The sequence below is a fragment of the Streptomyces sp. NBC_00306 genome (genome assembly GCF_036169555.1).
GTDB lineage: Bacteria > Actinomycetota > Actinomycetes > Streptomycetales > Streptomycetaceae > Streptomyces > Streptomyces achmelvichensis.
Map to the genome: position 1 here is coordinate 8,372,933 of NZ_CP108032.1, position 24,210 is coordinate 8,397,142.

22 protein-coding genes and 3 pseudogenes are annotated in these 24,210 nt (G+C 69.3%); 20 read left to right on the forward strand and 5 right to left on the reverse strand.

Annotated features, from left to right (window positions below):
- Window positions 1-155 precede the first annotated feature (155 nt).
- Window positions 156-659, reverse strand: coding sequence for a GNAT family N-acetyltransferase (locus OHA05_RS37585; RefSeq protein WP_328863200.1), 504 nt, complete (start codon window positions 657-659; stop codon window positions 156-158).
- 535 nt (window positions 660-1,194) lie between these two features.
- On the opposite strand from OHA05_RS37585, the gene OHA05_RS37590 reads away from it, so the two are divergent.
- The 19 genes from OHA05_RS37590 to OHA05_RS37680 all read left to right on the forward strand — a co-directional run bounded on the left by OHA05_RS37590 (window position 1,195) and on the right by OHA05_RS37680 (window position 21,397).
- Entirely contained in the window at window positions 1,195-2,115 is a 921-nt protein-coding gene (locus tag OHA05_RS37590) for a fatty acid desaturase family protein (protein WP_328863201.1), read from the forward strand.
- Window positions 2,108-3,043, forward strand: a complete 936-nt coding sequence (locus tag OHA05_RS37595; protein ID WP_328863202.1) for a class I SAM-dependent methyltransferase — start codon at window positions 2,108-2,110, stop codon at window positions 3,041-3,043. Before OHA05_RS37590 ends, OHA05_RS37595 begins: the two co-directional genes overlap by 8 nt.
- Window positions 3,044-3,084: 41 nt before the next feature.
- A complete protein-coding gene (locus tag OHA05_RS37600; protein ID WP_328863203.1) occupies window positions 3,085-4,023 on the forward strand; it encodes a glycosyltransferase in 939 nt (312 codons plus the stop codon).
- A 45-nt stretch (window positions 4,024-4,068) separates the two neighbouring features.
- Window positions 4,069-5,370, forward strand: a complete 1,302-nt coding sequence (locus OHA05_RS37605) for a nucleotide sugar dehydrogenase (RefSeq protein ID WP_328863204.1) — start codon at window positions 4,069-4,071, stop codon at window positions 5,368-5,370.
- Window positions 5,367-6,320 (forward strand): TIM barrel protein, encoded by a 954-nt coding sequence (locus OHA05_RS37610; RefSeq protein ID WP_328863205.1) that lies wholly within the window; start codon window positions 5,367-5,369, stop codon window positions 6,318-6,320. The genes OHA05_RS37605 and OHA05_RS37610 overlap by 4 nt, the downstream gene beginning before the upstream one ends.
- Window positions 6,307-7,506 (forward strand): DegT/DnrJ/EryC1/StrS family aminotransferase, encoded by a 1,200-nt coding sequence (locus OHA05_RS37615; protein WP_328863206.1) that lies wholly within the window; start codon window positions 6,307-6,309, stop codon window positions 7,504-7,506. Before OHA05_RS37610 ends, OHA05_RS37615 begins: the two co-directional genes overlap by 14 nt.
- Window positions 7,503-8,543: an NAD-dependent epimerase/dehydratase family protein gene (locus OHA05_RS37620; protein ID WP_328863207.1), complete on the forward strand. Its 1,041-nt coding sequence runs from the start codon at window positions 7,503-7,505 to the stop codon at window positions 8,541-8,543. Before OHA05_RS37615 ends, OHA05_RS37620 begins: the two co-directional genes overlap by 4 nt.
- Window positions 8,540-9,784 carry a DegT/DnrJ/EryC1/StrS family aminotransferase gene (locus OHA05_RS37625; protein WP_328863208.1) on the forward strand — a complete coding sequence of 415 codons (1,245 nt, stop codon included), beginning with the start codon at window positions 8,540-8,542 and terminating at the stop codon, window positions 9,782-9,784. The genes OHA05_RS37620 and OHA05_RS37625 overlap by 4 nt, the downstream gene beginning before the upstream one ends.
- Window positions 9,777-10,712 carry a GNAT family N-acetyltransferase gene (locus OHA05_RS37630; protein ID WP_328863209.1) on the forward strand — a complete coding sequence of 312 codons (936 nt, stop codon included), beginning with the start codon at window positions 9,777-9,779 and terminating at the stop codon, window positions 10,710-10,712. The genes OHA05_RS37625 and OHA05_RS37630 overlap by 8 nt, the downstream gene beginning before the upstream one ends.
- Window positions 10,709-11,392: a WbqC family protein gene (locus tag OHA05_RS37635; protein ID WP_328863210.1), complete on the forward strand. Its 684-nt coding sequence runs from the start codon at window positions 10,709-10,711 to the stop codon at window positions 11,390-11,392. Before OHA05_RS37630 ends, OHA05_RS37635 begins: the two co-directional genes overlap by 4 nt.
- Window positions 11,389-12,090 (forward strand): PIG-L deacetylase family protein, encoded by a 702-nt coding sequence (locus OHA05_RS37640; protein WP_328863211.1) that lies wholly within the window; start codon window positions 11,389-11,391, stop codon window positions 12,088-12,090. The genes OHA05_RS37635 and OHA05_RS37640 overlap by 4 nt, the downstream gene beginning before the upstream one ends.
- A 6-nt stretch (window positions 12,091-12,096) precedes the next feature.
- Window positions 12,097-13,551 (forward strand): aldehyde dehydrogenase family protein, encoded by a 1,455-nt coding sequence (locus OHA05_RS37645; protein ID WP_328863212.1) that lies wholly within the window; start codon window positions 12,097-12,099, stop codon window positions 13,549-13,551.
- 55 nt (window positions 13,552-13,606) lie between these two features.
- Window positions 13,607-14,686 carry an LLM class flavin-dependent oxidoreductase gene (locus OHA05_RS37650; RefSeq protein WP_328863213.1) on the forward strand — a complete coding sequence of 360 codons (1,080 nt, stop codon included), beginning with the start codon at window positions 13,607-13,609 and terminating at the stop codon, window positions 14,684-14,686.
- Window positions 14,686-15,855, forward strand: coding sequence for a LuxE/PaaK family acyltransferase (locus OHA05_RS37655; RefSeq protein ID WP_328863214.1), 1,170 nt, complete (start codon window positions 14,686-14,688; stop codon window positions 15,853-15,855). The genes OHA05_RS37650 and OHA05_RS37655 overlap by 1 nt, the downstream gene beginning before the upstream one ends.
- Window positions 15,856-15,932: 77 nt before the next feature.
- Window positions 15,933-16,814 carry a hypothetical protein gene (locus tag OHA05_RS37660; protein ID WP_328863215.1) on the forward strand — a complete coding sequence of 294 codons (882 nt, stop codon included), beginning with the start codon at window positions 15,933-15,935 and terminating at the stop codon, window positions 16,812-16,814.
- Window positions 16,815-16,819: 5 nt separating this feature from the next.
- A complete protein-coding gene (locus OHA05_RS37665) occupies window positions 16,820-17,620 on the forward strand; it encodes a class I SAM-dependent DNA methyltransferase (RefSeq protein ID WP_328863216.1) in 801 nt (266 codons plus the stop codon).
- Between the two features lie 72 nt (window positions 17,621-17,692).
- Window positions 17,693-19,255 (forward strand): alpha/beta hydrolase, encoded by a 1,563-nt coding sequence (locus OHA05_RS37670; RefSeq protein ID WP_328863217.1) that lies wholly within the window; start codon window positions 17,693-17,695, stop codon window positions 19,253-19,255.
- Complete coding sequence (locus OHA05_RS37675; protein WP_328863218.1) at window positions 19,252-20,820, forward strand: MFS transporter; 1,569 nt, start codon at window positions 19,252-19,254, stop codon at window positions 20,818-20,820. The genes OHA05_RS37670 and OHA05_RS37675 overlap by 4 nt, the downstream gene beginning before the upstream one ends.
- A 46-nt stretch (window positions 20,821-20,866) precedes the next feature.
- A complete protein-coding gene (locus OHA05_RS37680; RefSeq protein WP_328863219.1) occupies window positions 20,867-21,397 on the forward strand; it encodes a flavin reductase family protein in 531 nt (176 codons plus the stop codon).
- Between the two features lie 113 nt (window positions 21,398-21,510).
- Here OHA05_RS37680 and OHA05_RS38360 read toward each other — a convergent pair.
- The 4 genes and pseudogenes from OHA05_RS38360 to OHA05_RS37700 form a co-directional block, all read right to left on the reverse strand.
- Window positions 21,511-21,621, reverse strand: a pseudogene (locus OHA05_RS38360) (RDD family protein); the annotation flags it as partial.
- A 233-nt stretch (window positions 21,622-21,854) separates the two neighbouring features.
- On the reverse strand, window positions 21,855-22,325 hold the full coding sequence (locus OHA05_RS37690; protein ID WP_328863221.1) for a hypothetical protein: 471 nt from the start codon (window positions 22,323-22,325) through the stop codon (window positions 21,855-21,857).
- The gene (locus OHA05_RS37695) at window positions 22,318-22,890 is read right to left on the reverse strand and encodes a hypothetical protein (protein WP_328863222.1); all 573 of its coding nucleotides are present in this window, start codon (window positions 22,888-22,890) and stop codon (window positions 22,318-22,320) included. The genes OHA05_RS37690 and OHA05_RS37695 overlap by 8 nt, the downstream gene beginning before the upstream one ends.
- Before the next feature lie 410 nt (window positions 22,891-23,300).
- Window positions 23,301-23,755, reverse strand: a pseudogene (locus tag OHA05_RS37700) (IS110 family transposase); the annotation flags it as partial.
- A gap of 198 nt (window positions 23,756-23,953) precedes the next feature.
- Here OHA05_RS37700 and OHA05_RS37705 point away from each other — a divergent pair.
- A pseudogene (locus OHA05_RS37705) lies at window positions 23,954-24,098 on the forward strand (transposase); the annotation flags it as partial.
- Window positions 24,099-24,210 lie beyond the last annotated feature (112 nt).

Consider the following 24,210-nt stretch of genomic DNA (forward strand, 5'->3'; position numbering starts at 1 on the left):
GAGAACTTGTCGCACCAGAGCTCTGCCGGTCTTCCAGCGCTGGCTCTGGTCACGCACTCCGTGGCCCCTGTGACATGGGTGCTGGCTTTCAGCCCGCGGCGGCCGGCCCTGCGCAGTGGCCGCGGAGGACCGGTGGCCGGGTCGAGCGTGCGGGGTCAGAGCTCCTTGCGCATACAGGCGCGCGGCCACCTGTCCAGGCCGTGTGCGGCCTCCGCTGCCCTGATCTCGCGGAGGCCGGGCGTCAGCACCGCCTCCGGCACCAGCCGGAATCCGAGCTTCTCGTAATACGGCCCGTTCCACACCACTTCGGTGAAGGTGGTGAGGGTCAGGGCCGGCGCTCCCTGCGCCGTGGCCCAGGCCCCGGCGTGCTCGATGAGGGCCTTCCCGATTCTCCTCCCGGCATGGTCGGGGTGTACGGACACTTGCTCGACATGTCCGTTGCCGTCCACCAACTCTGCGATCAGGTAGGCGACGGGCAGGTCGTCGTCCTCCGCCCACACCCAGGCGCGGCCGTCCTGTGCGTACGAGCCGAGGACCGTGAGCGACGGCGGTTCGTCCTCGGCGATCGCGGCCATGCCGATGTCGGCGAAGCACTTCCCCGCGGCGCGCTCGACGTCCTGAAGCTGCGTCAGCTCCGTCGCTCTGGCTAACCGGATCACGGCTCTCCTTCGTCCTGTTCAGGTGGTCGTGGGAGGCAGGGTACCCAACGCCCGTGGGCGGGCCCGCCGTGTCAGCATGTCAGCTCTTAGACAGTGGACAAAAAAGTCGTGGCCGAGCCTGTGCGGAGCGTTGCTGCTGTGCTTCACTTCTTCCAGACCTGAATCCGGGGAAGTGTTGGGGGGCTTTTCATGTCTGTGGTCACTGCCGAGGTGCCCTGATGTCATAGGGGTCTGCCGGACGGGGACGTCAGTCGTTCACGCGGGTGCGGACGGATCGCATTCCTTTTCCGCACTCGGTGCATGCCTGTGCCCGAAAACAGTGAAGTCGGCGCGCGAGCGGATCGTGCATCTGTGATCCGCCGGACAGGCCTACGACAAACATGGGGAAGTTGCCGTGCGGGCGGATCGTGTCTTCGGTCCGCTCAACAGGCCTACGACAAATCGGGAATGGGTTATGGAGCCAGCAAGAGGTGAGACCCGGGGGAGAGGGAATCCCGGGTCCCCGCACTTACCGTCGATCGTCTCCGAAGACGGCGTGCGGTGGGTCGACTACCGCAAGACGTTACGTCCGCGCTTCGGGATCGTGTGGCGCGACATCGGTCTGTGCTATCTGTTCCTGGCCTTCGGCGTGCTCGTCCTCGCGCCGGCACCGACGTCGTGGCCCGTCTGGGCGGATGTTGTGCTGGTCGCGGCCGCAGCTTGCTGGACCGGCTTCTGGCTGCACTCGCTGTTCCTGTTCGGGCACGAGGCGGCGCACACCAACCTGGCACCGCGCCGCAAGACCAACGACAGGCTGGGCGACTGGTTCGTGTGGATCCTCTACGGGTCCACCACCGTCAACTACCGCTACACGCACATGGCCCACCATGCGCATCTGGGCGACCACGAAGACACGGAGACCACGTATCACCTGTGCCTTTCCGTGCTGAACATGCTCAAGGCGGTCACCGGCATCCATGTGCTGGAGGTCCTGCTGCGCAAGCGGAGCCTGAGTCAGCCGCGCAAGAAGTCCAGCCGTACGTCCAGCGGACTGCTGGCGTCGGTGCGCTCGTTCGCCTTGCACGCGTCGATCCTGGCCGCTCTCGTCGTCACAGGTTCGTACCTCGCCGCGCTGACGTGGATTATCGCCGTCGGAGCCGTCTTCCCGCTCCTCGCGACCGTGCGGACGGTCGTCGAACACCGCCACCTCGACGCCCCGTGCGACGTCGACTTCTCGGTGGAGTTGCACGGACCGGTGAACCGCATGTTCGGTACGGGGCCGGTGTCGCGCACCTTCGGCTCGGCGGGCTTCAACCAGCATCTGCTGCATCACTGGGACCCGGCGATTTCCTACACCCGCTTCCCGGAGATGGCGCTGTTCTTCTCGCGTACCCCGCTTGCCGCGGACATGGAGGCAAGCCGCACCGGATATGGCGCGGCCGTCAGGACGCTGATAACGGAGGCTCGTCGTGGCTGAGACATTGATGGCCTGCCCCATATGCGGGGAGACCGCGGTCGAGTTGTTCGCCAAGGCGTACGACAAGGAGTACTTCTCCAGCGACGAGGAGTACCGCTACGCGCTCTGTCCGTCGTGTACCGCCGTCTATCTGGATTCGCCGCCGGTGGACCGCCTCGATTTCATCTACCCCGCCAACTACTATTCCTATGGCGGAATCGGAGAGTCCACCACTTTCACCGAGCGCATCAAGGCGCAGCTCGACGGCCGCATGCTGTCGAAGGTGTTGAAGGGAATTCCCGGCGAGAAGCTGAGAGTCCTCGACGTCGGCGGCGGGTCCGGCTGGCTGCTCACCAATGTGCGCCGGGTGGACGACCGTGTGGTGGAGACCCACGAGGTCGACCTGCAGGCGGCGGCCGCGCCGCTTGCCGAGGCGGCGGGCCATGTCTACCACTGCATGCCCATCGAGGAGTTCACCTCCGACGAGCCGTTCGACCTGATCCTGATGATGAGCATCATCGAGCACGTGCCTGACCCGCGGAAGGTCATGGCCACCATGTCGGGACTCCTGTCGGAGAACGGCGTGCTCCTGATGAAGACGCCGAACACCGCCACTGTCGACGCCCGCCTCTTCCGGCACCGCAACTGGGGCGGGCTGCACTGCCCCCGGCACTTCGTGCTGTTCACCGAGCCCGGCCTCGCCCGGCTCGGCTCCCAGGTGGGCCTGACCAAGGTGGACAGCTACTACACGCAGGGCGCGCCCCAGTGGGCGATCAGTGTCATGGCGTGGCTGAGTGACCGGGGCTGGATCAAGGTCAGCCGGGAGAAGCCGGCCTATATGAACCGGGTGTACGAGCCGCTGACCGCCTTCTTCGCCGGAGTGGACTTCCTGCGCGCCCGGTTCGCCCCCACCGCCCAGATGATGATCAGTTTCAAGCGGGCCCGCTGATGGCGGAGAGCGTCAGAAACGACCACGACCCTAGGGAAGCCATGAGCCGGACACTCGACGAGCAGCTGACCGACACCGCCGACGGCGTGGACCTCAGCTTCGTCATCCCCATGTACAACGAGGAGGACATCGCCAGGGAGGCCGTGGAGCGGGCGGTGAAGGTCGGCAAGAACTGGGGCCGCTCCTTCGAGGTGCTCGCGGTGGACGATGGCAGCACGGACTCCACCGCCCGTGTTCTGGCCGAACTGCGCGCCACGACGCCGGAGTTCCGGTGGGTGCAGCTTCGCCCCAACTGCGGACAGCCCGCGTCCAGCAAGGCGGGCATGATCGCCGCGCGCGGAGCGATGGTGTGTGTTCTCGATGCCGACATGCAGACGCCCCCCGAGGTGGTGGCGCAACTGGTCGCGGCTCTCGAACAGTCGGGCCCCGAGGTCGCCGCGGTGTTCGGTGTGACCTCCACCCGCAAGCGTGACGATCCCACCCGGCTGCTGGTGGGCCAGGCGGTGTTCTACTTCCTGGAGACCCGGTTCGGCAGGCACCCGATTCCGCACGGTGCCAGTTCGTTCTTCGTGATGCGCCAGGACGTCGCCCGTCGGCTGGGCAACCTGACGTTCACCAAGGGCAACGTCGGCGCGATCATGGCCGCGCTGGGTCTCGAGATGAGCACGGTGACGTACGTCAAGCCCAAGAGCTACCGGGACGACTCCCGACTGGGCCTGCGCGGCCACGTCGAGGAAGCGGTGGGTTCGCTGGCCCTGACCGGGGTGCTGAGCCGCTTCGGCCTGGTGGGCGGGGCGCTCGCCGGCCTGGCCGGAATCCGCACCGGATCGCGCGTCGTGCGAACGGCCGCTGCGGTGACGGCGGCGGTGTCGCTGGGGTCGGTGGCCGCGGCCGCGCGGTTCAACGAGCGCTCACTGCGGGTGGCCACCAAGGCTCTGCCGATCTTCGAAGGCGAAGCGGCGGGTCCCGAGCAGATCTGAACACCAGTTCCATCCATCCTTCCATCATCGGACACTGCCGTCGGCATGTCCTGGTCCGAGTGCTGCCACAACGGCTTACGACGAAAGGAGGGGAACGTGCGAGTCGCGGCTATCGGGCAGGGATACGTGGGTTTGCCGCTTTCCATCGCCATCGCGTCCTCCGGTCACACCCTGTACGCGGTCGAGATCGATCCGGTCCGGTTCGCGTCACTGCGGGCGTGCCGGTCGTACATCGTCGACGTCACCGATGAGGAACTGCGCAGGGAGACCCAGAGCGAACGCTATGTACCAGTGTCCAACCTGGCCGAGGTGCCGGAGGTCGATGTCTATCTGATCTCCACGCCCACTCCGCTCACCGAGGACAAGACACCCGATCTGACCTACGTGGACAGGGCGTTGGCGCAGATAGCCGCCGTTGCCGGGCCGGGTGCGCTGATCGTGATCGAGTCGACGGTCTACCCCGGTGCACTGCGCCGGCACATCGCGCCCCTCTTCGAGCAGCTCTCCGGCCTCACGTCGGGCGTGGACGTGTTCTTCGCCTACAGCCCGGACCGGGTCGACCCCGGCCGCGAGGGCGCGCTCGGCGACGTACCCAAGCTGGTGTCCGGGCTCGGCGACAAGGCGCTCGAAGCGATCCGGAGCTTCTACGGCACGGTCTTCAAGGAGGTCGTGCCGGTCTCCAGCTGCGAGGTCGCGGAGTTCACCAAGCTGCTGGAGAACACCTTCCGCTATCTGAACATCGCCTACGTCAACGAGCTGAGCAAGGCGACGTCGGAGATGAACATCAGCCTGCGCGAGGTGATCTCCGCCGCGTCGACCAAGCCGTTCGGGTTCATGCCCTTCCACCACGGTCCCGGCGTCGGCGGGCACTGCCTGCCCAACAACGTGCACTATCTCAACCACGCGCTGAACTCGGCGGGACACAAGAGCGCACTTCTCCACGCGGCGGCCGAGATCAACGAATCGATGCCACGCCATGTGATGCAGCGGCTGTCCGCGTCGCTGGAGCAGCAGGGCAAGACCCTGGACGGCGCGACCGTGCTCATCCTCGGCGTCGCCTTCAAGTCAGGCGTTGCCGACTCGCGCAACTCGCCCGCGTTCGCCATCGGCGCTGAACTCGTCAGCATGGGCACCACGGTCAAGATCACCGACCCGTGGCTGGGCATCGACATGGACGCAGCCTCTTTCACCGCCGTCGAACTCACCGCGGCCGAGTGCCGCGCGGCCGACGCCGTGCTGCTGGTCACCGACCACGAGGAGATCGACTACGAGACGGTGCTCGCCTCGGCGAACCTGATCTTCGACTGCCGAGGCATGCTCAACGCGGCGGAGGTCGAGCAGTTGTGACCAGCACAGCGGCGACGCTGCGGCTCACCTTCGACGGGCTGCGGCGCGACCAGATCGAAACACGCTGGGCTCGCGAACTCGGCGGTCTCGAGGCGTACGTCTTCGACGGCGGCGACATCGAGGACGAGGACCAGTGGCGCGTGCTCGGCGCGAATCTGCGCCACGCCTTCGACGTCGGCGCCCGGCGGCTGACCCTGCACTTCCCTACGGAGAACGCCGACTGGGTCGGCGACCACAGCGGCTACGACAAACTGCGCCGGTTCTGCGACCTGGCCGCCGAGGTGGGCGCGCTCGGCGTCGTCCTGCACGCGAACCAGTTCGTCCAGCTGGCCGACTGGCCGGCGTTCGATCTGCCGGGTGCGCGGGCCAGGGTGGTGGAGCGGGTCGCCGAACTCGACGCGTATCTCGGCGACTCGCCCGTCTGGATCGGCATGGAGAACCTGCCCGTCATCGGTGCGCAGGGCATCGACTTCGACTCGGTCTTCGTAAGGCCGGCGGACTTCGAGCCCCTCGCCGAGCTGGGCTCGGACCGGGTCGGGGTGACCTGGGACGTATGCCACTGGGCGGTGTCGTACACGACGCTGACCGCGATGGCGCGGCTGGAGCAACGTCCGGACCCGGTGGGCCCGTTCGATCTTCCGGCGCTGCCCGTCAAGCATCTGCACTTCGCGTCCTTCTCCGGACACGCCATGCCGGCGTGGCCCGACCATTGCGTCGAAGGCGTGCCGCCGCAGCACGGCGACATCGCGCCCGACCTGCTCGCCGGCATGCTCACCGTCGCGCTGGACGCGGCAGCCTCGCACAGCGACGAGGTCGGGGTCGTCTTCGAGGTGCAGGAGGACGACTACGAGGACCGCAAGAACTGCTGGGTGACCTACGAATGGCTGTCCTCCGTCCCCGGACTCGCCGCGCGGGTCGACTGCGGGGGGAGGGGTGATGACCGAACCTGACCTTCCCTACGCCCGCCCCTACTGGGACGCCGAGGAAGCGGATGCCCTGATGGCGACGCTGGAGTCCGGCTTCTGGACCAACGGCAGCCAGGTGGTGCGGTTCGAGGAGGAACTGGAGCGGCTGACCGGCGCCCCCACGGTCACCCTGTCCAGCGGGACCAGTGCGGTGTTCGCGCTGCTGCACGCACTGGGGCGCGCGGTGACCGGGCCCAAGCTCCTGGTGTCGCCGACACTCAACTTCGCCGCCGGCCCTGCCTCGGCCCGACTGCTCGGCTGGGACGTCGCGCTCTGCGACGTCTCCCCGGACGACCTCACCCTCTGTCCCGAGAGTCTCGGCGAGCTGCTGGAGCGCGTGCACGGCGACTACGCCAGGATCGTGGTCCTGCCGGTGCACTACGCCGGACACTGCGCGGACATGGCCGCGCTGTCGGCGCAGTGCGGACGCTACGGCGCGGATCTCGTCGAGGACGCCTGCCACGCGGTTGGGGGGACCTACGACGGCGTACGCCCGGTGGGATCGTGGCCGGCATCGGTCGCCGCGTACTTCAGCTTCCACCCGACCAAGCCGATCGCCGCAGGAGAAGGCGGCGCGGTCAGTACGACGGACGCGGGCCTGCTGCAGCAACTGCGCCTGGCGCGCAATCACAACATGGCGCCGGTCGGGGAACACACGGACGACCACGGTCCCTGGCCGTACTCCATCGAGGCGCCGGGGATGAATCTGCGTCTGTCGGAGTTCAACGCGGCGGTCGGAGCGGTGCAGGCGGGCAGGGCGGAGGAGTCCCGGCTCGCGCGCGCCCGGCTCGCCGCGCGCTATCACGACGCCCTGGACGGCCTGCCGTACGTACGGGCGGTGCCCCGGGGACGACGGCCCGGATCTGCGCATCACCTGCTTCCCGTCGTGTTCGACGTCGCCGGCCTCGGCATCTCCAAGAAGGACCTGCTGGCCGCGTTCTTCGCCCGGCGGATCAGATGCCAGGTGCACTACACACCACTGCACCGGCTGCCCGCGTTCGCGGAGATCGAGCCGAGGCTGACGACGGGATTCAAGGCCATGGACGCCGCCTTTCCCGGGCTGCTCTCGCTGCCGCTGTGGCGCGGGATGACCGACGACGACTGCGACCGGGTCATCGGCGTGGTCACCGAGATCGTGCACAGGTCGACTCAACCAATGGGCAGGTCATGAGCAATCAGCACACCGCGCCGCGCACTCTGATCACTGGCGGCTTCGGCTTTCTGGCGACCTGGGTCGCCGCCGGCCTGGTCCGGTCGGGACACCGGGTGATCCTGGTCGACAACCGTGAGCCGGAGGGCACCCCCGCCTGGCTGTCCGGGCTGCTCGGTGACTCGGCCGTCGAGACCGGCAGGGCCGACATCACCGAGCGCGGGTCGCTCGACCGGTTCGGCGAGGCCGATTACGTCGTGCACGCCGCCGCCCTCCTCGGCGTGAACAAGGTGCGCAGCGCACCCCGGGAGACCTTGCGCGTCAACATCGACGGCACCGCCGTCGCCCTGGACTACGCTGCCCGCAACCCGAACGTGCGCCGCTTCCTGCTGCTGAGCACCAGCGAGGTGTACGGCAGCGACGCCAAGGGGGCCGAGGAGAGCGAGTGGCTGTCGGTCCGCTCCGACGATCCGCGCTGGTCCTACGCCGTCAGCAAGGTCACCGCCGAGTCGATGACCGCGGCCTGGGGGACCGAGGACGGCCTGCCCTTCTCGATCGTGCGGCCGTTCAACGTGTACGGCCCGTTGCGGACCGGTGCCTACGCGGTCGGAGTCCTGGCGGCTCAGGCCGTGGCCGGGGAGCCGATCACCGTTCACGGCGACGGCTCGCAGTCGCGGGCGTGGTGCCACGCCGAGGACTTCGCGGCCGGCCTGATCCGCTGCCTGCACACGCCCGAGGCGAACGGCGAGGCATTCAACATCGGTGACGAGACGAACGACGTGACCGTGTCCGAACTCGCCAGGCTGACCCGTGAACTCAGCGGCACCGGAACCGAGATCCGGCACATCCCGCACACCGGGCCGGACATCCAGTCGCGCAAGCCCGACCTGACCAAGGCCCGCGACCTGCTGGGCTACCGGCCGGTGCGTGACTTCGAGGCCGGACTGCGGGAGACGATCGAGTGGGTCCGCGGAGGCTGCGGCGAGATCCCGCTGCGCCTGGAGCGCACCGACTGGCCGCAGTGGACGGCCGATACGGCGGGTGTACGTCAGCCGTGATCCACGACCAGGCAGAGTCCGACCAGGCAGCGTCCGACCTGTGGTACGCCCCCGTGCCGCGGCGCCCGATCGGCTACCTCCACCCGTCCCGTATGACCGCGGGTCGCCTTGCCGCGACGGCGCGCGCCGCCGCGAGGCCCCGGTACGCGAGGGCGGGTCTCGCCGCCCGGCTGCGCGAGCAGGCGGGACGGGGCCGGTGTGTGCTGACCGCCACCGGTCGGGCCGCGCTCGAACTCGCCGTGCGGCAGACCGGTGCTGCCGAGGTCGTGCTGTCCACCTTCAACTGCCCCGCGGTGGCGGATGCCGTACTCGCGGCGGGTGCGCGGCCTGTGTTGGTCGACGCCGACCCCGCTGACGGGCCCGCGTTCGACTCGGTGGACCTGAGGGGTCGTGCCGTTGTGCTCACCAATGCCCTCGGCCTGAACGAGTGGTGCCACGCGGCGCGGATCGAGAGGCTCGGAGGCACCGTGGTGCTGGACCTCGCCCAGGCCGGCGTCTCGCCCCGGGTGCTGAGCCGGTTCCGCCGGACGGACTGTCCTATCGTGCTGAGCTTCGGGGAGGGCAAACAACTCGGCGGCATCGGCGGGGGTGCCCTGCTGACCTCGGCTCCCGCCGATGACGCCGGGACACTGCGTCGGGGAGGCGAACTGGCCCCGCTGCGACGGGCGGTGGGTTCGCGACTGGTCGCGCACGCACCCGGCCCGGCCCGTGCCGCCCTCCAGCGTGCGCAGTCCCGTACGCCGGGCTGGTCGCACACCAAGGCCGACCACCTGCCGGCCGAGGCGGGCCAGGTGCGCCGAGGCGCTCCGTCCCGCTGGGAAGTGGCCGTGGCGGCCGCGCTGTGGGAGACCTCCGCGGAGGCGGCGGACAGGGCCGCGGCCACCCATGAGCGAGTCCGTACCGTGGTCACCGGAGAGCTGACCACGTGCACTCCGGTCGCCGCCGACCCCGATCTCGGTCCCGGGATCGAGCTGCTGTTCCGGCGTCCCGGCCAGCGGTTCCGGTTCGCGTCCGCCCTGGCGGAGCACGGGGTGCCCAGCACCTGGAACTACTACCCGCTGCACAAGCTCGCTCCCTACGCGGACTTCGCGGCCGGTGCGATGGACGGCGCGGAATCCCTGTGGCCGCGCGTGCTGACGGTGGCCAAGCAGCCGCAGCCGCGGCTCACCGCCCCGCTGCTGGCCAGGGCGATGATCGCGGCCGACCGGTCGGTGCGGGACCAGGAGGCGGGCCGTGACTGATCTGCGGGAGAAGCACACCGTTTCGGTGGTGGTGGAGTCCGCCTGGGACGCACGGCTGGCCGAGACGCGTGAGGAACTGCCGTTCGCGCGCAGGCGCTGGCTCAGGCTCGGGCTGGTGGACGCGCCGGACTTCCGGTTCGTGCCGACGGTGGTGCGCTGGGGACGGGCTGGTGAGGTGCTGCTGCCGCTGTGCGTGAAGGGCCGACGGGCGCAGATCGGCTGCTTCGGCTACGGATCGGTGGCCGTGTCCGCGGACTGGCGGGGTGAGTTGCCCGGTTTCGGCGAGCTTGCCGAGGCCGTATGCCGGGAACAGGGGCTGACCCATCTGTCGACCCTGCTGCCGCCCGAGGGCGCCTGCCCGGGAGTGGAGCGGCAGCTCGGACACTGGCCCACCCTGCCCGGCCGCAGCACCTACCTCCTCGACCTCACCCAGGGGGCGGACGCGGTGTGGAAGGCCGCCCGGGGCAGCTCCCGTACTGCCGTGCGCCGAGCGGGCAAGCAGGGTCTCGTGGCGTCGGCCGCGGTGCCCGAGCAGGCGGCCGAACTGGTGCGGTTACGGCACCAGACGCTGGAACGCAACGGCGTCCGATCGGCCGCGACCGCGGCCGACCTGGACTTTCTCGCCGACGGGGACCACGCCGTCACCACCGTGGTCGCCGACGGCGAAGGCATCCAGGCCGCATCGGTGTTCGCGGTGGGCGGGGCGGGCGCGTTCCACCTGCTGCAACTGACCTCCGCGCGGGGCCGGACGCTCAACGCCGGTCATCTGGCGTTCTGGTCGGCGCTCACGGCGCTGACCGACCGCGGTGTCGGCACGGTCGACCTCGGGGCGGCGGCCGGCGGCGGCCAGGAGAGGTTCAAGGCGGGCTGGGGCGCGTACGCGGCCGCCGCCCGTGTCGTCGAGTGGCCGGACGGGGAGGCACGGTGATCATCAGCGCCCACCAGCCCGCCTACCTGCCGTGGCTAGGCTACTTCGCCAAGATCGCCCGAGCGGATCTGTTCGTCCTGCACGACCGCAGCCGGATCGGCCGGCGCAACATGCTCAACCGCAACACGATCGGCGGTCCGCGCGACCTGCTGTTGACCATTCCCCTCGCGCACGAGGACCTGCGCGCCGAGCGGCCGATCGACGAGGTGCACCTGGTGGACGACGGCTGGCGGCGCAGGCACTGGAAGGCCGTCCAGATGGCCTACCGCCGTGCGCCCCACTTCAGGACACACGCCGAGTTCCTGGAGTCCTACTACGCCACCGAGTTCACCACGCTCAACGAGGTGTGCCTGCCCTTCATCGACTACTGCCTGGAGCAGCTGAAGATCGACACTCCGGTGCACCGGATCTCACAGCTGGACCTGCCCGCGTTCGACCGGCAGACGATCATCCCGCTGCTGTGCGAGAGGTTCGGCGCCGACGCGTTCATCGCGGGACCCCAAGCGGTCAACTACCTGAAGACGGACGGCCTGGAGGGCATCCGGATCGACTACTTCCACTACGCGCACCCGGTGTACCCCCAGGCGGGCAACAGCTTCCACTCGCACCTGTCGGTGCTGGACCTGTTGATGAACTGCGGGCCCGAGAGCGCCGACATCGTCAGGGGGACCCCCGCATGAGCACGGTGCTCGCCGTCGTCGCACACCCCGACGACGAAGTCATCGGCCCCGGCGGCACGCTGGCCCGGCACGCGAAGGCCGGCGACGATGTGCACGTCCTGATCCTCGCCGAGGGCAAGACGTCACGGGCGGACGACCCCGACCCCGAGGGCAGTGCGGCGCTGTCGGCCGAGGAGACGGCGGGGTCCTGCGCGGTCCTGGGCGCAGCCGGGGTGCACCGGCTCGACCTGGCCGACAACCAGCTCGACACGTACCCGCTGCTCACCCTGGCCCAGCAGGTCGGCGCCGTGGTCGAACAGCTGGCCCCGCACACCGTCTACACCCACCACAGCGGCGACCTCAACATCGATCACGAACTCACCGCCCGCGCCTGCATGATCGCGTGCCGGCCGCATGTGAGTCCGGTGCGCTGGCTGCTCGGCTTCTCCACCCTGTCGGCCACCGACGCGGGCTACGCAGGACGCGAGCCGTTCGTGCCCGCCCTCTACAGCGACATCAGCGACACGCTCACGCTCAAGCTCGACGCGATGCGTTGCTACGCCTCGGAGCTGCGGGACTTCCCGCATCCGCGCTCACTGAAGGCCATCGGCCTGCAGGCCGAACTGTTCGGCGCCCATGCCGACACCGCCGCGGCGGAGGCCTTCAGCGTGCTGCGCGGGACCTGGGACACACACATCAGCCAGTCGAAGGAGGTGTGACCGCTCGTGACCGGTCACGTGGTACTGCCGGCGCCGACGAAGGTGAAGGCCCATCCGTTCATGGTGTGGGGTGAGCGCGTCGAGCCCGACGGCGACCCCCGCATCCTCGAATACCCCAACGGAGCGAAGTCCGCGATCCCGCGGCTGACCCCGGCGCTCGTCGAACGGCTGGAGAACCCGCCGACCGACCTCGCCGAGACCCCGTTGCAGGAGATCGTCGCCTACCTCAACCGCATCGGCCATCTCTGGAACAACGAGGAGTACGCCCGCCGCAGGCTCTACGTCCGCGAGCTCAAGCGGATGCACGGCTACTCCCAGCAGATGGCCGACGCCGAGGCGGACCTGATCTCGGCGACCCTGCGGGCGCACGCGCAACTGCACGACATGGTCGCCGTGGAACTCGGCCACCGGCAGATCATGGACCGCTGGATCCCCCGCGAGGACGCCGAGGTGCGTGCCTATCCGCGGGGCCGCAGCGTCCACATCCTTCCGGGCAACGTGCCGTACTCGACCACGGTCTCGCTGATCCGTGCGCTCCTGACCAAGAACACCTCGGTTCTGAAGTACGCCGCGGGCGAGCCCGCCACCGCCGTCGCGCTGGCCCAGAGCTTCACCGACCTCGACCCCACGCATCCGGTGACGAGGTCTGTGAGCGCGGTGTTCTGGGAGCGGGACAGCGAGCTCGGACGGCAACTGCTCGGCAGCGCAGACGTCATCTGCGCCTGGGGCGGGGCCGAGGCCGTGAACGCGGCCTACCGGAACTGCTCGTCCGAGGCGATCGTCGTGCCCTACGGTCCGCGGCGCAGCTTCACCGTCGTGGGCAAGGACGCCGACATGGCGAGGGCGACCCGCGGGATAGCGCACGACGCGTCGATGTACGAGCAGCGCGCCTGCTTCTCCACCCACCAGGTGTTCACCGACGCCGAGCCCGAGGAGTTCGCCGACCTGCTCCAGAAGGAACTGGAGCGCTACGAGGAGATGTTGCCGCGCACCTCGGTCACCGCCGACGAGGCCGCGCAGGCAGCGATGGAAGTCGCCGCCCAGCAGTTCCTCGGGCAGCGCGTCCGCACCGGCTCCTGGGGCTCGATCCTGATCGCCGACCCGGCCGGCGTCAGTGAACTCCCCAGCGCCCGGACCGTGTTCGTGCACCCCGTCGCGGACCTGGCCGAGGTCTCCCAGTGGGTGGACCCCACGGTGCAGACCATCGGCCTCGCCCCCTGGTCGCTGCACGAACAGCTGCGCCACGAACTCGCCCGGCGCGGCGCCTGCCGGTTCGTCGAGGCCGGCCTGTCGCCCTTCTTCCGGCTCGGCGGCTCGCACGACGGACTCCAGCCGCTCCAGATGATGACCCGCATGGTCGCGGTCGAGGCCCCGAGGCTCAACTACGGCAAGGGAATGGTCGTTCCCATCGACCAGTCCGAGTTCCTGGAGCACCGGCGCCTGCGCGACCTGCTCATGTGACGGCCTCCGGCCGACCGCCAAGTTTCCCAACCGCACCACACAGAGGAGAAATCTGATGGACGTAGGCGTGATGCTGACGACGGCCCACCCCGACCACTGGTCGGAGACGGAGGTCTTCGACTACTCGATGGACTTCGCCGTCGAGGCCGACAGGATCGGCTACCAGTCGGCGTGGCTGCTGGAGCACCACTTCACCCGCTACGGACTGTGCCCCAACACGCTCACCATGGCCGGCTATGTCCTCGGCAGGACCAAGCAGATCAAGGTCGGCACCGCGGTGGTCATCCTGCCGCTGGACCACCCGATCCGTATCGCCGAGCAGACCAACATGCTCGACCAGCTCAGCCACGGCCGGTTCATCCTGGGCGTGGGCCGCGGGTACTTCCCGAAGGACTTCGAGGCCTTCGGCGTCGACCCGGCCAAGTCCCACATCCTGCAGACCGAGTACGTCGACATCATCCGCAGCATCTGGGAGACCGGCAGCGCCAAGTGGGAGGGCCAGGAGATCACGCTCCCCGACGTGACGCCGTTCCCCACCCAGTACACGAAGCCGAGCCCGCCGATGTACGGCGTGGGCCAGTCGCCGTCGACGATCGAGTGGGCCGCCTCGCGCGGAATTCCGCTGATCATGCCGGCCATCGGCGCGTACGAGGCGATGCGCGGGATCATCGATCTCTACAACGAGACGGCCGACAGCCACGGCATCGACCCCACCACCGTGCCGCACGCCCTGTGCACCGTCGCCCACGTCGCCGAGACCACCCAGAAGGCGCACGACGAGATCTGGAAGCACATGTGCTGGTGGGAGCAGGAGCACGACGACGCCGCCTTCACCATGGAGCAGCTCCAGAAGCTGCCCAACTACCGCTTCCAGTACGGCGAGTGGCAGGCCGCGGCGCTGCGGGGTGACCGCACCAACGCCGACTTCACCAACTACATGCTGGAGAACAGCATCGTGGGCAGTGTGGAGGAGTGTGTGGACCGTCTCGGCCGCACCATGGAGGTCACCGGGGTGCGCAACTTCCAGCTCGGCGTGGAGGCCACCCTCAACCGCGACCGGATCCTCGAGAACATGAACATGTTCGCCGAGGAAGTCCTGCCGCGTATCGGCTGGAAGCCGAGCGAGGACGCCTGATGACCACCCGGACCGACGCCGGGCACCCGTTGTCCGGCGTGCTGATCGGCACCGAGTTCGCCGAACTCGACCGGTTGATCTTCGAGGACGACGACTGGTGGTCGATGGCGAGCGCGGACCAGGCCGCGCTGCGCCATCGCCTCATCACCGCCGCCGTCGCACATCATCTGGAGCACAACGCGGACTACCGCGGCTTCGCCGAGGCGAGGGGGTTCGCCCTCGCCGACCTCGACGAGCCCGCGGGGCTGCTGAACGTGCCGCAGTTCCCGACCCGGTTGTTCAAGCGCGTCGACGTCCGCAGCGTGCCCGCGCAGGACTGCGACGTCTTCAAGTCCAGCGGTACCAGTGGCACGCAAAGCATGGTCTGGCGTGACGAGCCGTCGCTGGAGCGGCTTGCGGGCTCGCTGCGCCCCGAGGGCGACATCTGGGTCGACCTCTACGGCGACATCGACCTCGACGACGACGGCGAGATGTTCCACCTCGGGCCCAACCGGCGCGAGGCGGACGGCGTGTGGATCAGCTACATCATGACGCTGGTCGAGATGTTCGCCTCCACCCGCTCGTACGTCGGTGACGGTGTCCTGCGCCTGCACGATGTCGTGCGGGACCTGGAGGGCGCGCTGGCCGACGGACGGTTCGCGTGCGTGGCGGGCCCTCCGGTGTTCGTGGCGGCGCTGCTGCGGCACATGTCGGACAACAGCGTGAAGCTGTCGGCCGGCGACCGGATGGCGGTGATCACCGGCGGTGGCTGGAAGAAGGACGAGTCCACCCGGCTCGACCCGGCCCAGCTGCGGTCCCTCGCCGTGGACACCTTCGGGCTGGCCTCGCAGTCGCAGGTGCGCGATGTGTTCAACCAGGTCGAGCTCAACACCGCGTTCATCGAGTGCGAGCACCACCGCAAGCACGTCCCGCCGTGGGTCGAGGTCATCGTTCGCGACCCGCGCGATCTGTCCCCGGTGCCCGCCGGGCAGGCGGGCCTGATGTCCTACCTGGACCCGACGGCGCGCAGCTACCCGTGCTTCCTGCTGGCGGAGGACTTCGGATCCGCCGAGACCGATGTCTGCCCGTGCGGGCGAGGCGGCACCACGGTCGAGATCCACCGCAGGATGCGCACGTCCACCCACCACGGCTGCGCACTGCGCCTGGCCGAGACGGTGCGGACCACCTGACGAGCGCGGACACACAGCCAACAGTCAACAGCTCACGGTTCAAAGGAGGGGGAGCCATGTCGACAGAGTGTTTCGACGTGAAGACAAAGAATGGCCGGACGGTCGCGGTGTGGCGGGACGGCCCGGCGCACGATGACGCCACCGGACCGGTCGTGATCATGGCACCGGGGTTCGGCCAGCGCATGCGCAGTGCCGGTGTGCTCGCGCTGATGCTGACGTACAACGGCGCCACGGTGTACCGCTTCGACGCGCTCGACCATGTCGGGCTCAGTGACGGCGAGATAGTCGACTACTCCGTCACCGAGCTGATGGAGGCCCTCACCGCGGTGGTCGACACGGCGCTCGAACGCGAGGGGGTCGAGGCGGTCTCCATGGTCGCGACCAGTCTGTCGGCGCTGCCGGTGATGCACTTCGCCGCGGACCGCAAATGCGCCGACAACATCGCGCTGATGCTCGGAGTCGTGAACGGCCGGCAGACGCTGCTGAAGGTCCTCGACACCGACTACCTCGACTGGGAGCTGGACGATCTGCCCCCTCGGGTGCACATCGACAAGCACTCCGTCGACCCGCGTCCCATCGTCGCGGAGACCAGGGTCGTCAACTGGTGGGAGCTGTCGGCCACGATCGACGCCCTGTCCGTACTCGACATCCCCGTACGCAACTTCGTCGCAGCCGACGACGACTGGGTGGACATCGCCGATGTGCGCAAGGCGTTCGAGTCGGCGGGCCTCGACCAGGACGACGTCATCGAGGTCGCCGTGTCCGGGCATGCCCTGCTGCGCAACCCGGTGGCGCTCAAGCAGCTGCTCATGGACGTCACCCGCAGCCTGATCCCCGGCGAGGGCGAACCGGCGATGCCGAGCTTCGAGGAGATCGTCTCGCTGCGCGGCTCCGAACGCGAACTCGAGCGCCACCACCTGGTCTCCCGCGAGGGCGGCCAGGCAGACCCCACGGAGTAGGTGTGATGAGCGTGGACCCGTCCACTCAGGGCCAGGGCGACGTGACGGCCGACTCGACCGTGGACTCGACCCTCATGAACGCCGCCTACAGCGGCGTCTACGGCGAGATCTACCGCACGCACTGGTGGTGGCGCGCCCGCGAACACCAGGTGCTGCACTACGTCCGCAAGCACGGCCGGTGGCACGGCCGGCGGGCGAAGGTCCTCGACGTCGGCTGCGGTGACGGGTTCATCTGGCGACGGCTCGAGTCCTTCGGCGATGTCGAGGGGATCGAGCCGGACCGCGTGCTCGTGGCCCCGGACTCGCCGGTGCGCGACCGTATCGAGGTGGCCGACTTCGTGCAGGGACGGCCGCGCGGCGCCGACCACGACCTGGTGCTGATGCTCGATGTGCTCGAGCACATCGAGGACCAGGACGCGGCGCTGCGCCGGGTCGCCTCCCTGCTCGGACCCGACGGCCGAGGCGTCATCACGGTGCCCGCGCTCATGGCTCTGTGGAGCGAGTTCGACGAACTCAGCGGCCACTTCCGCCGCTACACCCGCGCGTCCCTGCGCGCGGCGCTGGAATCCGCCGGGCTGCGGGTGCTGGAGGTGCGGTACTACTACGCGTGGACGGTCCTGCCGCTGTTCCTGCGCAGGCTGTTCTTCAAGGCGGCGACCTCGGAGTACAGCCATTTCGTGAAGGCCCCCGCAACACCCGTCAACCAACTGATGTACCGGCTGAGCCGCGTCGATCACTGGCTGACCCGCCGGCTTCCCGCGCCCGCCGGCAGCTCCCTCATCGCGGTCGTCGCACGGACACCGTGACGAGCCGTAACCAGCACGGCGTCAATCGAGCCCTGACCGGGTCGAGATCCGGAAACAGTGAAGGAATCTGACATGTCGGAACATCGCGCGCGGTGGTCCCGCCGCGTCCGGGGGATGGTCGCCGCAGGCAGCACCATGGCCCTCGCAGTGGTCATGCCCGGTCTGGCCCAGGCGCAGGACCTGTCCCCGGAGGAGAGTGCCGCCGGCGCGGCCGGGATCGACTGGGCGGACTGCGGCGAGGGCTCGGTGCCCGGCGCTCAGTGCGCGGCGGTGGAGGTGCCGCTGGACTGGGCGAAGCCGAACGGGAAGAAGATCACCCTGGCGCTGTCGAAGCTGCCCGCGCTGGACCCGGCGAACCGGATCGGCCCGCTGCTGTTCAACCCGGGTGGCCCCGGCGGTTCCGGCATGGCGGCGGTGGCCTACAGCGACCTGCTGTCCGCCGCCCCCGAGTTCGCACCCCTGCGTCAGCGGTTCGACGTGATCGGTTTCGATCCGCGGGGGGTCGGCCAGAGCTCACCTATCACCTGCCCGGAGCCGCTGCACGACTCCGCCGTGAGCACCTTCCCCCGTACCCCGGCCGCCTTCGAACAGCTCAAGCGCTTCAACCAGAAGGCGGGAGTCGCCTGCCGCGAGGCGACCGGACCGCTGATCAACCACGTCGACACCGGTAGTGTCGTCTCCGACGTCGAAGCCCTCCGCAAGGCACTCGGTGCGCAGAAGATCTCGTGGCTGGGCCTGTCGTACGGCACGGAGATCGGCTCGCTCTACGCCCAGCGCCACCCCGACCGGGTACGGACCATGGTGCTCGACGGAGTCGTCGACCACAGCAGGCCCGCCCGGCTCGCCGCGGTCGACGAGGCACGCGCCACCGAGAGGGCACTGCGGCGCTTCGCCGACTGGTGCCAGAGGGACGAGCAGTGCGTGCTGCGCGGCGCCGATGTGCCGGCGACCTACGACGCCGTCATGAAGACGGCCGCGGCCTCGGGAATCCCCGCCTCCGACCTCGGTCGTAACGCCACCGCCGAGGAGCTCGCCAACGGCGCGTACACCTTCCTGACCCAGCCGTCCGCGTGGCCCCTCCTCGCCGGTGCGCTCGCGCAGGCGGCGGGACTCGCCGGCGACGCCGACGCCACGGGCCTGGTGACGCCCGCGTCGTTCCTGCAGCCGGAGTACAAGGCCTACCGGGCCGTCGGGTGCCACGACTTCGCGCCGAACACCCGCGGCTTCCTCGACATGGCCGTACAGTCCGCGCACCTGCGCTCGGTGGCACCGCACACCTGGCGCTACTCGGAATTCTGGGACTGGACCAGCGGCTGCGTGGGCTGGCCGGTGAAGCCCGCCAACCCGCCTGCCCCGCTGAGGGTCCGCGGCGCGCCGCCCGTCCTGCTCGTCAACACACGCTTCGACGCGGCGACTCCGCATCTGTGGGCGCAGCGTCTCGCGGCGAGGATCGACGGGAGCAGGCTCCTCACCGTCGAGGGCGACGGCCACACCGGCACCCTCAACTCCGCCTGCGCGCGCAGCCATGAAGCCGAGTACCTCGTGACCGGACGCACCCCGGCGGCGGGCACGACCTGCGCCGCGTCGGCGTCGCCCGCGGTCGCCGCGGCGATCACCGGAGGCGAACGGCGGTGACCGGGACATCGGGCGCGCCGACCGCCCACAGCACCGACACGCCCCCGGTCAGGGCCACGTACGAGGAGTGGCTCGGCCTCGTGGTGATCGTGCTGTGCTGCGTCCTCGTGGCGATGGACATCAGCGTGCTGTTCTACGCGGTGCCGTTCGTGTCGGCCGATCTCACCCCCAGTACCTCCGAGGTGCTGTGGATGATGGACATCTACGGATTCCTGCTCGCGGGGCTGCTCATCACCATGGGGGCGCTCGGCGACAGGATCGGCCGGCGCAGACTGCTGCTGTTCGGGGCGGCCGGGTTCGGTGTGGCCTCGGTCCTCGCGGCCTACTCGAGCAGCCCCGAACTGCTCATCGCCAGCCGGGCGTTGCTCGGGGTCGCGGGAGCGACACTCGCGCCGTCCACGCTGTCCCTCATCCGGAACATGTTCCACGACGAGGGGCAGCGCCGGGCGGCTGTCGGCCTGTGGACCGCGGGGTTCGCCGCCGGTGCGATGCTCGGCCCCATCACCGCGGGCGTGCTGCTGGAGCACTTCTGGTGGGGCTCGGTGTTTCTCATCAACGTGCCGGTGATGCTGCTGGTGCTCGTGCTCGGCCCGATTCTGCTCCCGGAGTTCCGCAGCCCCAGCCCGGAACGGTTCGACCTGTTCAGCGCGGGACTCTCCCTGGCCGCGGTGCTGCCCGTGGTGTACGGCGCGAAGAAGTTCGCCGAGGGCCATCTCGACGGGACGTCGGTGTCCTCCGTCGTCCTGGGACTCGCGGTCGGGGCGCTGTTCATCCGGCGCCAGCGCCGCTCACGGGACCCCCTCATCGACACCCGGCTCTTCCGCGACCGGGCGTTCAGCACCGCGATCGTCACCACCACAGTGGTGCAGCTCGCGATGCTCGGCATGATGATGCTGAGCTCGCAGTACGCGCTGTCGGTGCTGGCCCTGCGGCCGTTCGTCGCGTCGATGTGGCAACTGCCCGCGATCGCCACGCTGTTTCTCGGACTCACCGTGGCCGGTGTGCTGGCCCAGCGGATCCGCCCCGCGTTCATCCTCTGCACCGGCCTCACCATCGCCGCCGTGGGCTTCGCCGTGATGAGTCTGGTGACCGCCGACAGCGGTCTGGCCGTCATCGTCGTCGGCAGCAGCATCATGACCTCCGGCGTGGGCATGGTCGTGCTGCTGGCCACCGACGTCGTCGTCGCGACCGCACCGCCGGAGCGAGCCGGCTCCGCCTCCGCCCTGTCGGAGACGAGCAACGAGTTCGGCGGCGCCATCGGCATCGCGATGCTCGGGAGCATCGCACTGACGGTGTACCGCCGTGAGGTGGAGGACGTCATCCCCGCGCAGCTGCCGGCCGAGGCGGGTGAGGCGGCCCGCGGCACACTTCAGGCCGCCCTGGAGGTCGCCAGGACTCTGCCCGAGCCGTCCGGCAGCGCTCTCGAACGGGGCAGCATCGAGGCGTTCACGGACGGGTTGCAGGTCGCGGTGCTCACCGGTTCGGGGATCCTGCTGTTCGTCGCCGTGGTCGCTGCCGTCGCGCTGCGCCCGGTCCGTATCGATCCGAAAGGGGAGGGGGAGTGACATGAGCCGGCTCAGCTCCGGTCCTTGCCGACCGGAGGACCAGGCGGTGAGCGCGCCACGCGGCTCGGCCGCGACGGTGGAAGGAACGGCCTTGCGTACCGCCCTGCGGCCCTACGCCTCAGGGGTCGCGGTGCTGACAGCCGCCGGCGCGGCGGGCCCCGCCGGAGTGACCATCACGTCACTGACCTCGATCAGCACGGAACCCGCGCTGATCTCCTTTGCCCTCGCCGACGCGTCGTCCACCTGGGCCCGGATCAAGGACTGTCAGTGGTTCGGCATCCAGATCCTGGGCGGGGACCAGACGGAGACGGCGCGGCGTTTCGCGACCTCCGGCGTCGACCGATTCGCGCCGCCCACCCGCTGGCACACCGGTCCGCAGGGAGTCCCGCTGCTCGACGACTGCCTGTCGTGGCTGGTCTGCTCCCGGTACGACCTGATCAGGCTCGGAGACCATCACGTCGTCGTCGGCGCCGTGGAACACACACAGGCGGGCTCCCACGGAGACGGACTGGTACATCTGCACGGTGAGTTGCAGCCGGTCGCCTCCGTCGCGCTCACGAAGGCGGTCGCCGACTAGAAGCGTACTCGTCGGCCACCGGGGTCCCTTGCGCTCGCCGGCCGGGGGACGGCCGACGGTGGAGAGCAACCGTATGCCGTACGGCACCGGTTGCCGCCCCACTCGCCGGTGGCTCAGCCCTTGGGGACCTTGACGACCACCGTGTTGCACACCTTGTCGGCGAAGGTCTGCTTCTTGGCGTCCCACAGCGGCCACAGCCAGCCGAGGTAGCAGGCAATGCTGTCGGGCACGTCCTGCGGTCCCTGCTGCGGATAGCCGGGCTGGCCCTGCGGGGGCTGCTGGTTGTAGGGGTTGTTGGGGTCGCCGAAGCTCATGGCGAAGTCTCTCCATGCCTGAAATGGGGACGAAGCGACCTGCACGGAGGGCTGTTTCGCGGCACAAGCCATGTGCCCCCCGTGAAGCCGCGATCTTGCGCGCTCATCGTGTTCATAAACCGACGGCTTGTCCAATCTGATCATCAGTCCACGTGCGGCGGGGCGGGTCGAACCACCGCCGCCAACGCACGCCGAACCGCGCCTGTTGAGCGTCGTCGCTCCGCGAGCCTGCCGAAGTCCCCGGACGCGATCGTGTCGGGCGTCGGGCGCCGATTCCTCACGTCTGTGATGTGTGCCGACGCCTTGACCGTCTTGGGGCCGGCCGCTTCGTTGTCGGCGGTGGCTGAAGAGGAGGCGGGCTCGGGGTCCAGGGCGTCGCGGACGGCGGTCAGGATGTCCTCGGTGTCGGCACCGAGCGCTCGGGCGGCGGAGCTGAAGTCCCGGGCAAGAGTGACGAGTTGGTCGGCATCGTGTGCGTGCGGCCCGGACGGGAGCGCTGCGACCCGGGTGCCCGCGCCACGGCGGGTGCGGATCAGTGCGGCCAGTTGGGCGCGGACCTGCTCGTAGGGCGGTACCTGGCTGGTGGTGTCGACGCGGACGGCGGGGTCACTCATCCTCGAAGGTCCCATCGTCGGCTGTGTGGTCTTCGACCGCCCGGGGTGCCACGACGGTGACGAGGGACCAGTAGAAGGTGAACAGGCCCAGCATGCCCAGGGGACAGATCACTGCGATGGTGGCGACGCCCAGCGGGCCGGCGCAAGCCTTCTCCGTGAGTGCGACGAAGATCATCAGCACGACGAGAAGCACCTGGCTCGACACCAGCAGTCCCCAGGCTCCGGTGATCGCCCACGCGCGGTCGCGGCGCTGCTGGTCGTCGCCCGGGCCGTGGGCGATACGGCGCAAGGCCCAGACGCAGACGGGGGTTCCGACCGCGAGGGCGGCGATCATCGGGCCGCTGTAGTACAAGCCGGGCCAGGGACCGAGGGATGCGGGCATCCCTTCGCAGGTGACGGTGAGGACACGCCCCGCTCTGCCAATGCGGTCGGGGCCGGAGGAGGCCGTGACCGCACCGATGACCAACAGGGTGACGAGGGTTGCCGCCTGGAGAAGAAGCAAGGGCGCCATGCGGGGCGGCACTTGGTGCCGGACCAGGCGCGGGGCGAGACTCGCGGTACGCATCCGATCGACTCGTCCGGAAGGCCATCCGAGCCTTCCGAAGCCTGACCTCCGGGACTCTCTCTAGCTGACCGGAGTCTTGCCCGAGGCCTCCGGCTACGTGCGCGTGCGGGGCGGGGGCGTGCGCGAGCTGCCGAGTGTCGAGGAAGCCGACAGGATCGCCCCGCAGGATGCCCGGCAGTTGTCGGGCATCCTGCGGGGCGGGCCCGGACGAGCGCTGGTGAGGCATGCAGCACTACGCAGGAAGGCGTCGTGCGAGCTGGGGCAGCGCGCGAGGCCCTCGGAACTGGCGTTGCCGAATACCATATGAGGGGTTCGGCTGCAGCCGAGACCCCGCAACATCTTGAAGGCGGGTGGATGTGTCGCCCGGGCCCAAGTCGCATGGGTGTGTTCAACATTTGGGGTCAAGGCCCATTGATCATCCGCACCCGGTCAGCCACCAGATCGGACCGGTGGGCAGTCAGCAGCGCGAGGTCCGCCGCGAGCTGGGCGGGCACGTCGATCGTCGCGACGTTCCGTCGTTGCCGGGCGGTCTCCGCGATCCCATGGGCGTCACGGGCATCTGTCTTGGCCTCGCCCCGGTAGGCTCCGGTCAGCCGGTTGACAGTGCGCCCGGCACGTAGTCCGCCCGCTGGCCGTGTGCCGCGAGCAAGGCCAGCAGCAGTGCCGAGGACGTGCCGGAGATGTCCATCGCCTAGCAGACCTCGTCCGCCGGCCGAGAATTTCGCCGATCGCGGCCAGGAGGGCCGACTCATCAGTCTCTACCTTCTTCGACCACAGCGTGGCGCCGGTCTCATCAACCACCGCACCCCAGTGATGGCTTTCCGGCATCAACACCGGCTCAGACCTGGGACCTCCGCTCGCTCACGTGCTCCTCCTCGTTCCGCACGGCATGCCGTCGGCCCGAGGAACACCCCGCTGTCATCTCCGTAATCAGCGACCGCACGAAGCGCGCACATCTCACTCAGCGGCCAGGGCGCCCCGGAGGACTGGGCGGCCACTCCCAGAGAGCCACTGCAGGCAAGAACGCCCATGCCACACCCAGCCCTCCCGGGCTGGGGAAGACCTTACGGAGAACGCCTGGGCCGAGTTCGTTCCGTTCCTGCAGTTCAGCGCGGAGCTCCGAACGGGTCGCCTGCACCACCAAGGCGATCGAGTCGGTGAACGCCCGCATCCGCCGGGCCGTTCGGGCCCGCGGCCACTTCCCCTCCTAGCCTCGCGCTTTCACGAGGTGGGTTGTCCGATGCTTGATCAAATAGGCGGAGAGTGCTCCTGACCTGCAACGATGGGACTTGTCTAGGGTCCTGTTGTCTGCACGGAAAG

Excerpts from the sequence above, each read along its gene's own strand:
- OHA05_RS37600 (WP_328863203.1), top strand. The coding sequence starts at position 3,085 with ATGAGCCGGACACTCGACGAGCAGCTGACCGACACCGCCGACGGCGTG.
- OHA05_RS37605 (WP_328863204.1), top strand. The coding sequence starts at position 4,069 with ATGTCCTGGTCCGAGTGCTGCCACAACGGCTTACGACGAAAGGAGGGG.
- OHA05_RS37615 (WP_328863206.1), top strand. The coding sequence starts at position 6,307 with ATGACCGAACCTGACCTTCCCTACGCCCGCCCCTACTGGGACGCCGAG.
- OHA05_RS37620 (WP_328863207.1), top strand. The coding sequence starts at position 7,503 with ATGAGCAATCAGCACACCGCGCCGCGCACTCTGATCACTGGCGGCTTC.
- OHA05_RS37640 (WP_328863211.1), top strand. The coding sequence starts at position 11,389 with ATGAGCACGGTGCTCGCCGTCGTCGCACACCCCGACGACGAAGTCATC.
- OHA05_RS37650 (WP_328863213.1), top strand. The coding sequence starts at position 13,607 with ATGGACGTAGGCGTGATGCTGACGACGGCCCACCCCGACCACTGGTCG.
- OHA05_RS37655 (WP_328863214.1), top strand. The coding sequence starts at position 14,686 with ATGACCACCCGGACCGACGCCGGGCACCCGTTGTCCGGCGTGCTGATC.
- OHA05_RS37665 (WP_328863216.1), top strand. The coding sequence starts at position 16,820 with ATGAGCGTGGACCCGTCCACTCAGGGCCAGGGCGACGTGACGGCCGAC.
- OHA05_RS37670 (WP_328863217.1), top strand. The coding sequence starts at position 17,693 with ATGTCGGAACATCGCGCGCGGTGGTCCCGCCGCGTCCGGGGGATGGTC.
- OHA05_RS37690 (WP_328863221.1), bottom strand. The coding sequence starts at position 22,325 with ATGAGTGACCCCGCCGTCCGCGTCGACACCACCAGCCAGGTACCGCCC.
- OHA05_RS37695 (WP_328863222.1), bottom strand. The coding sequence starts at position 22,890 with ATGCGTACCGCGAGTCTCGCCCCGCGCCTGGTCCGGCACCAAGTGCCG.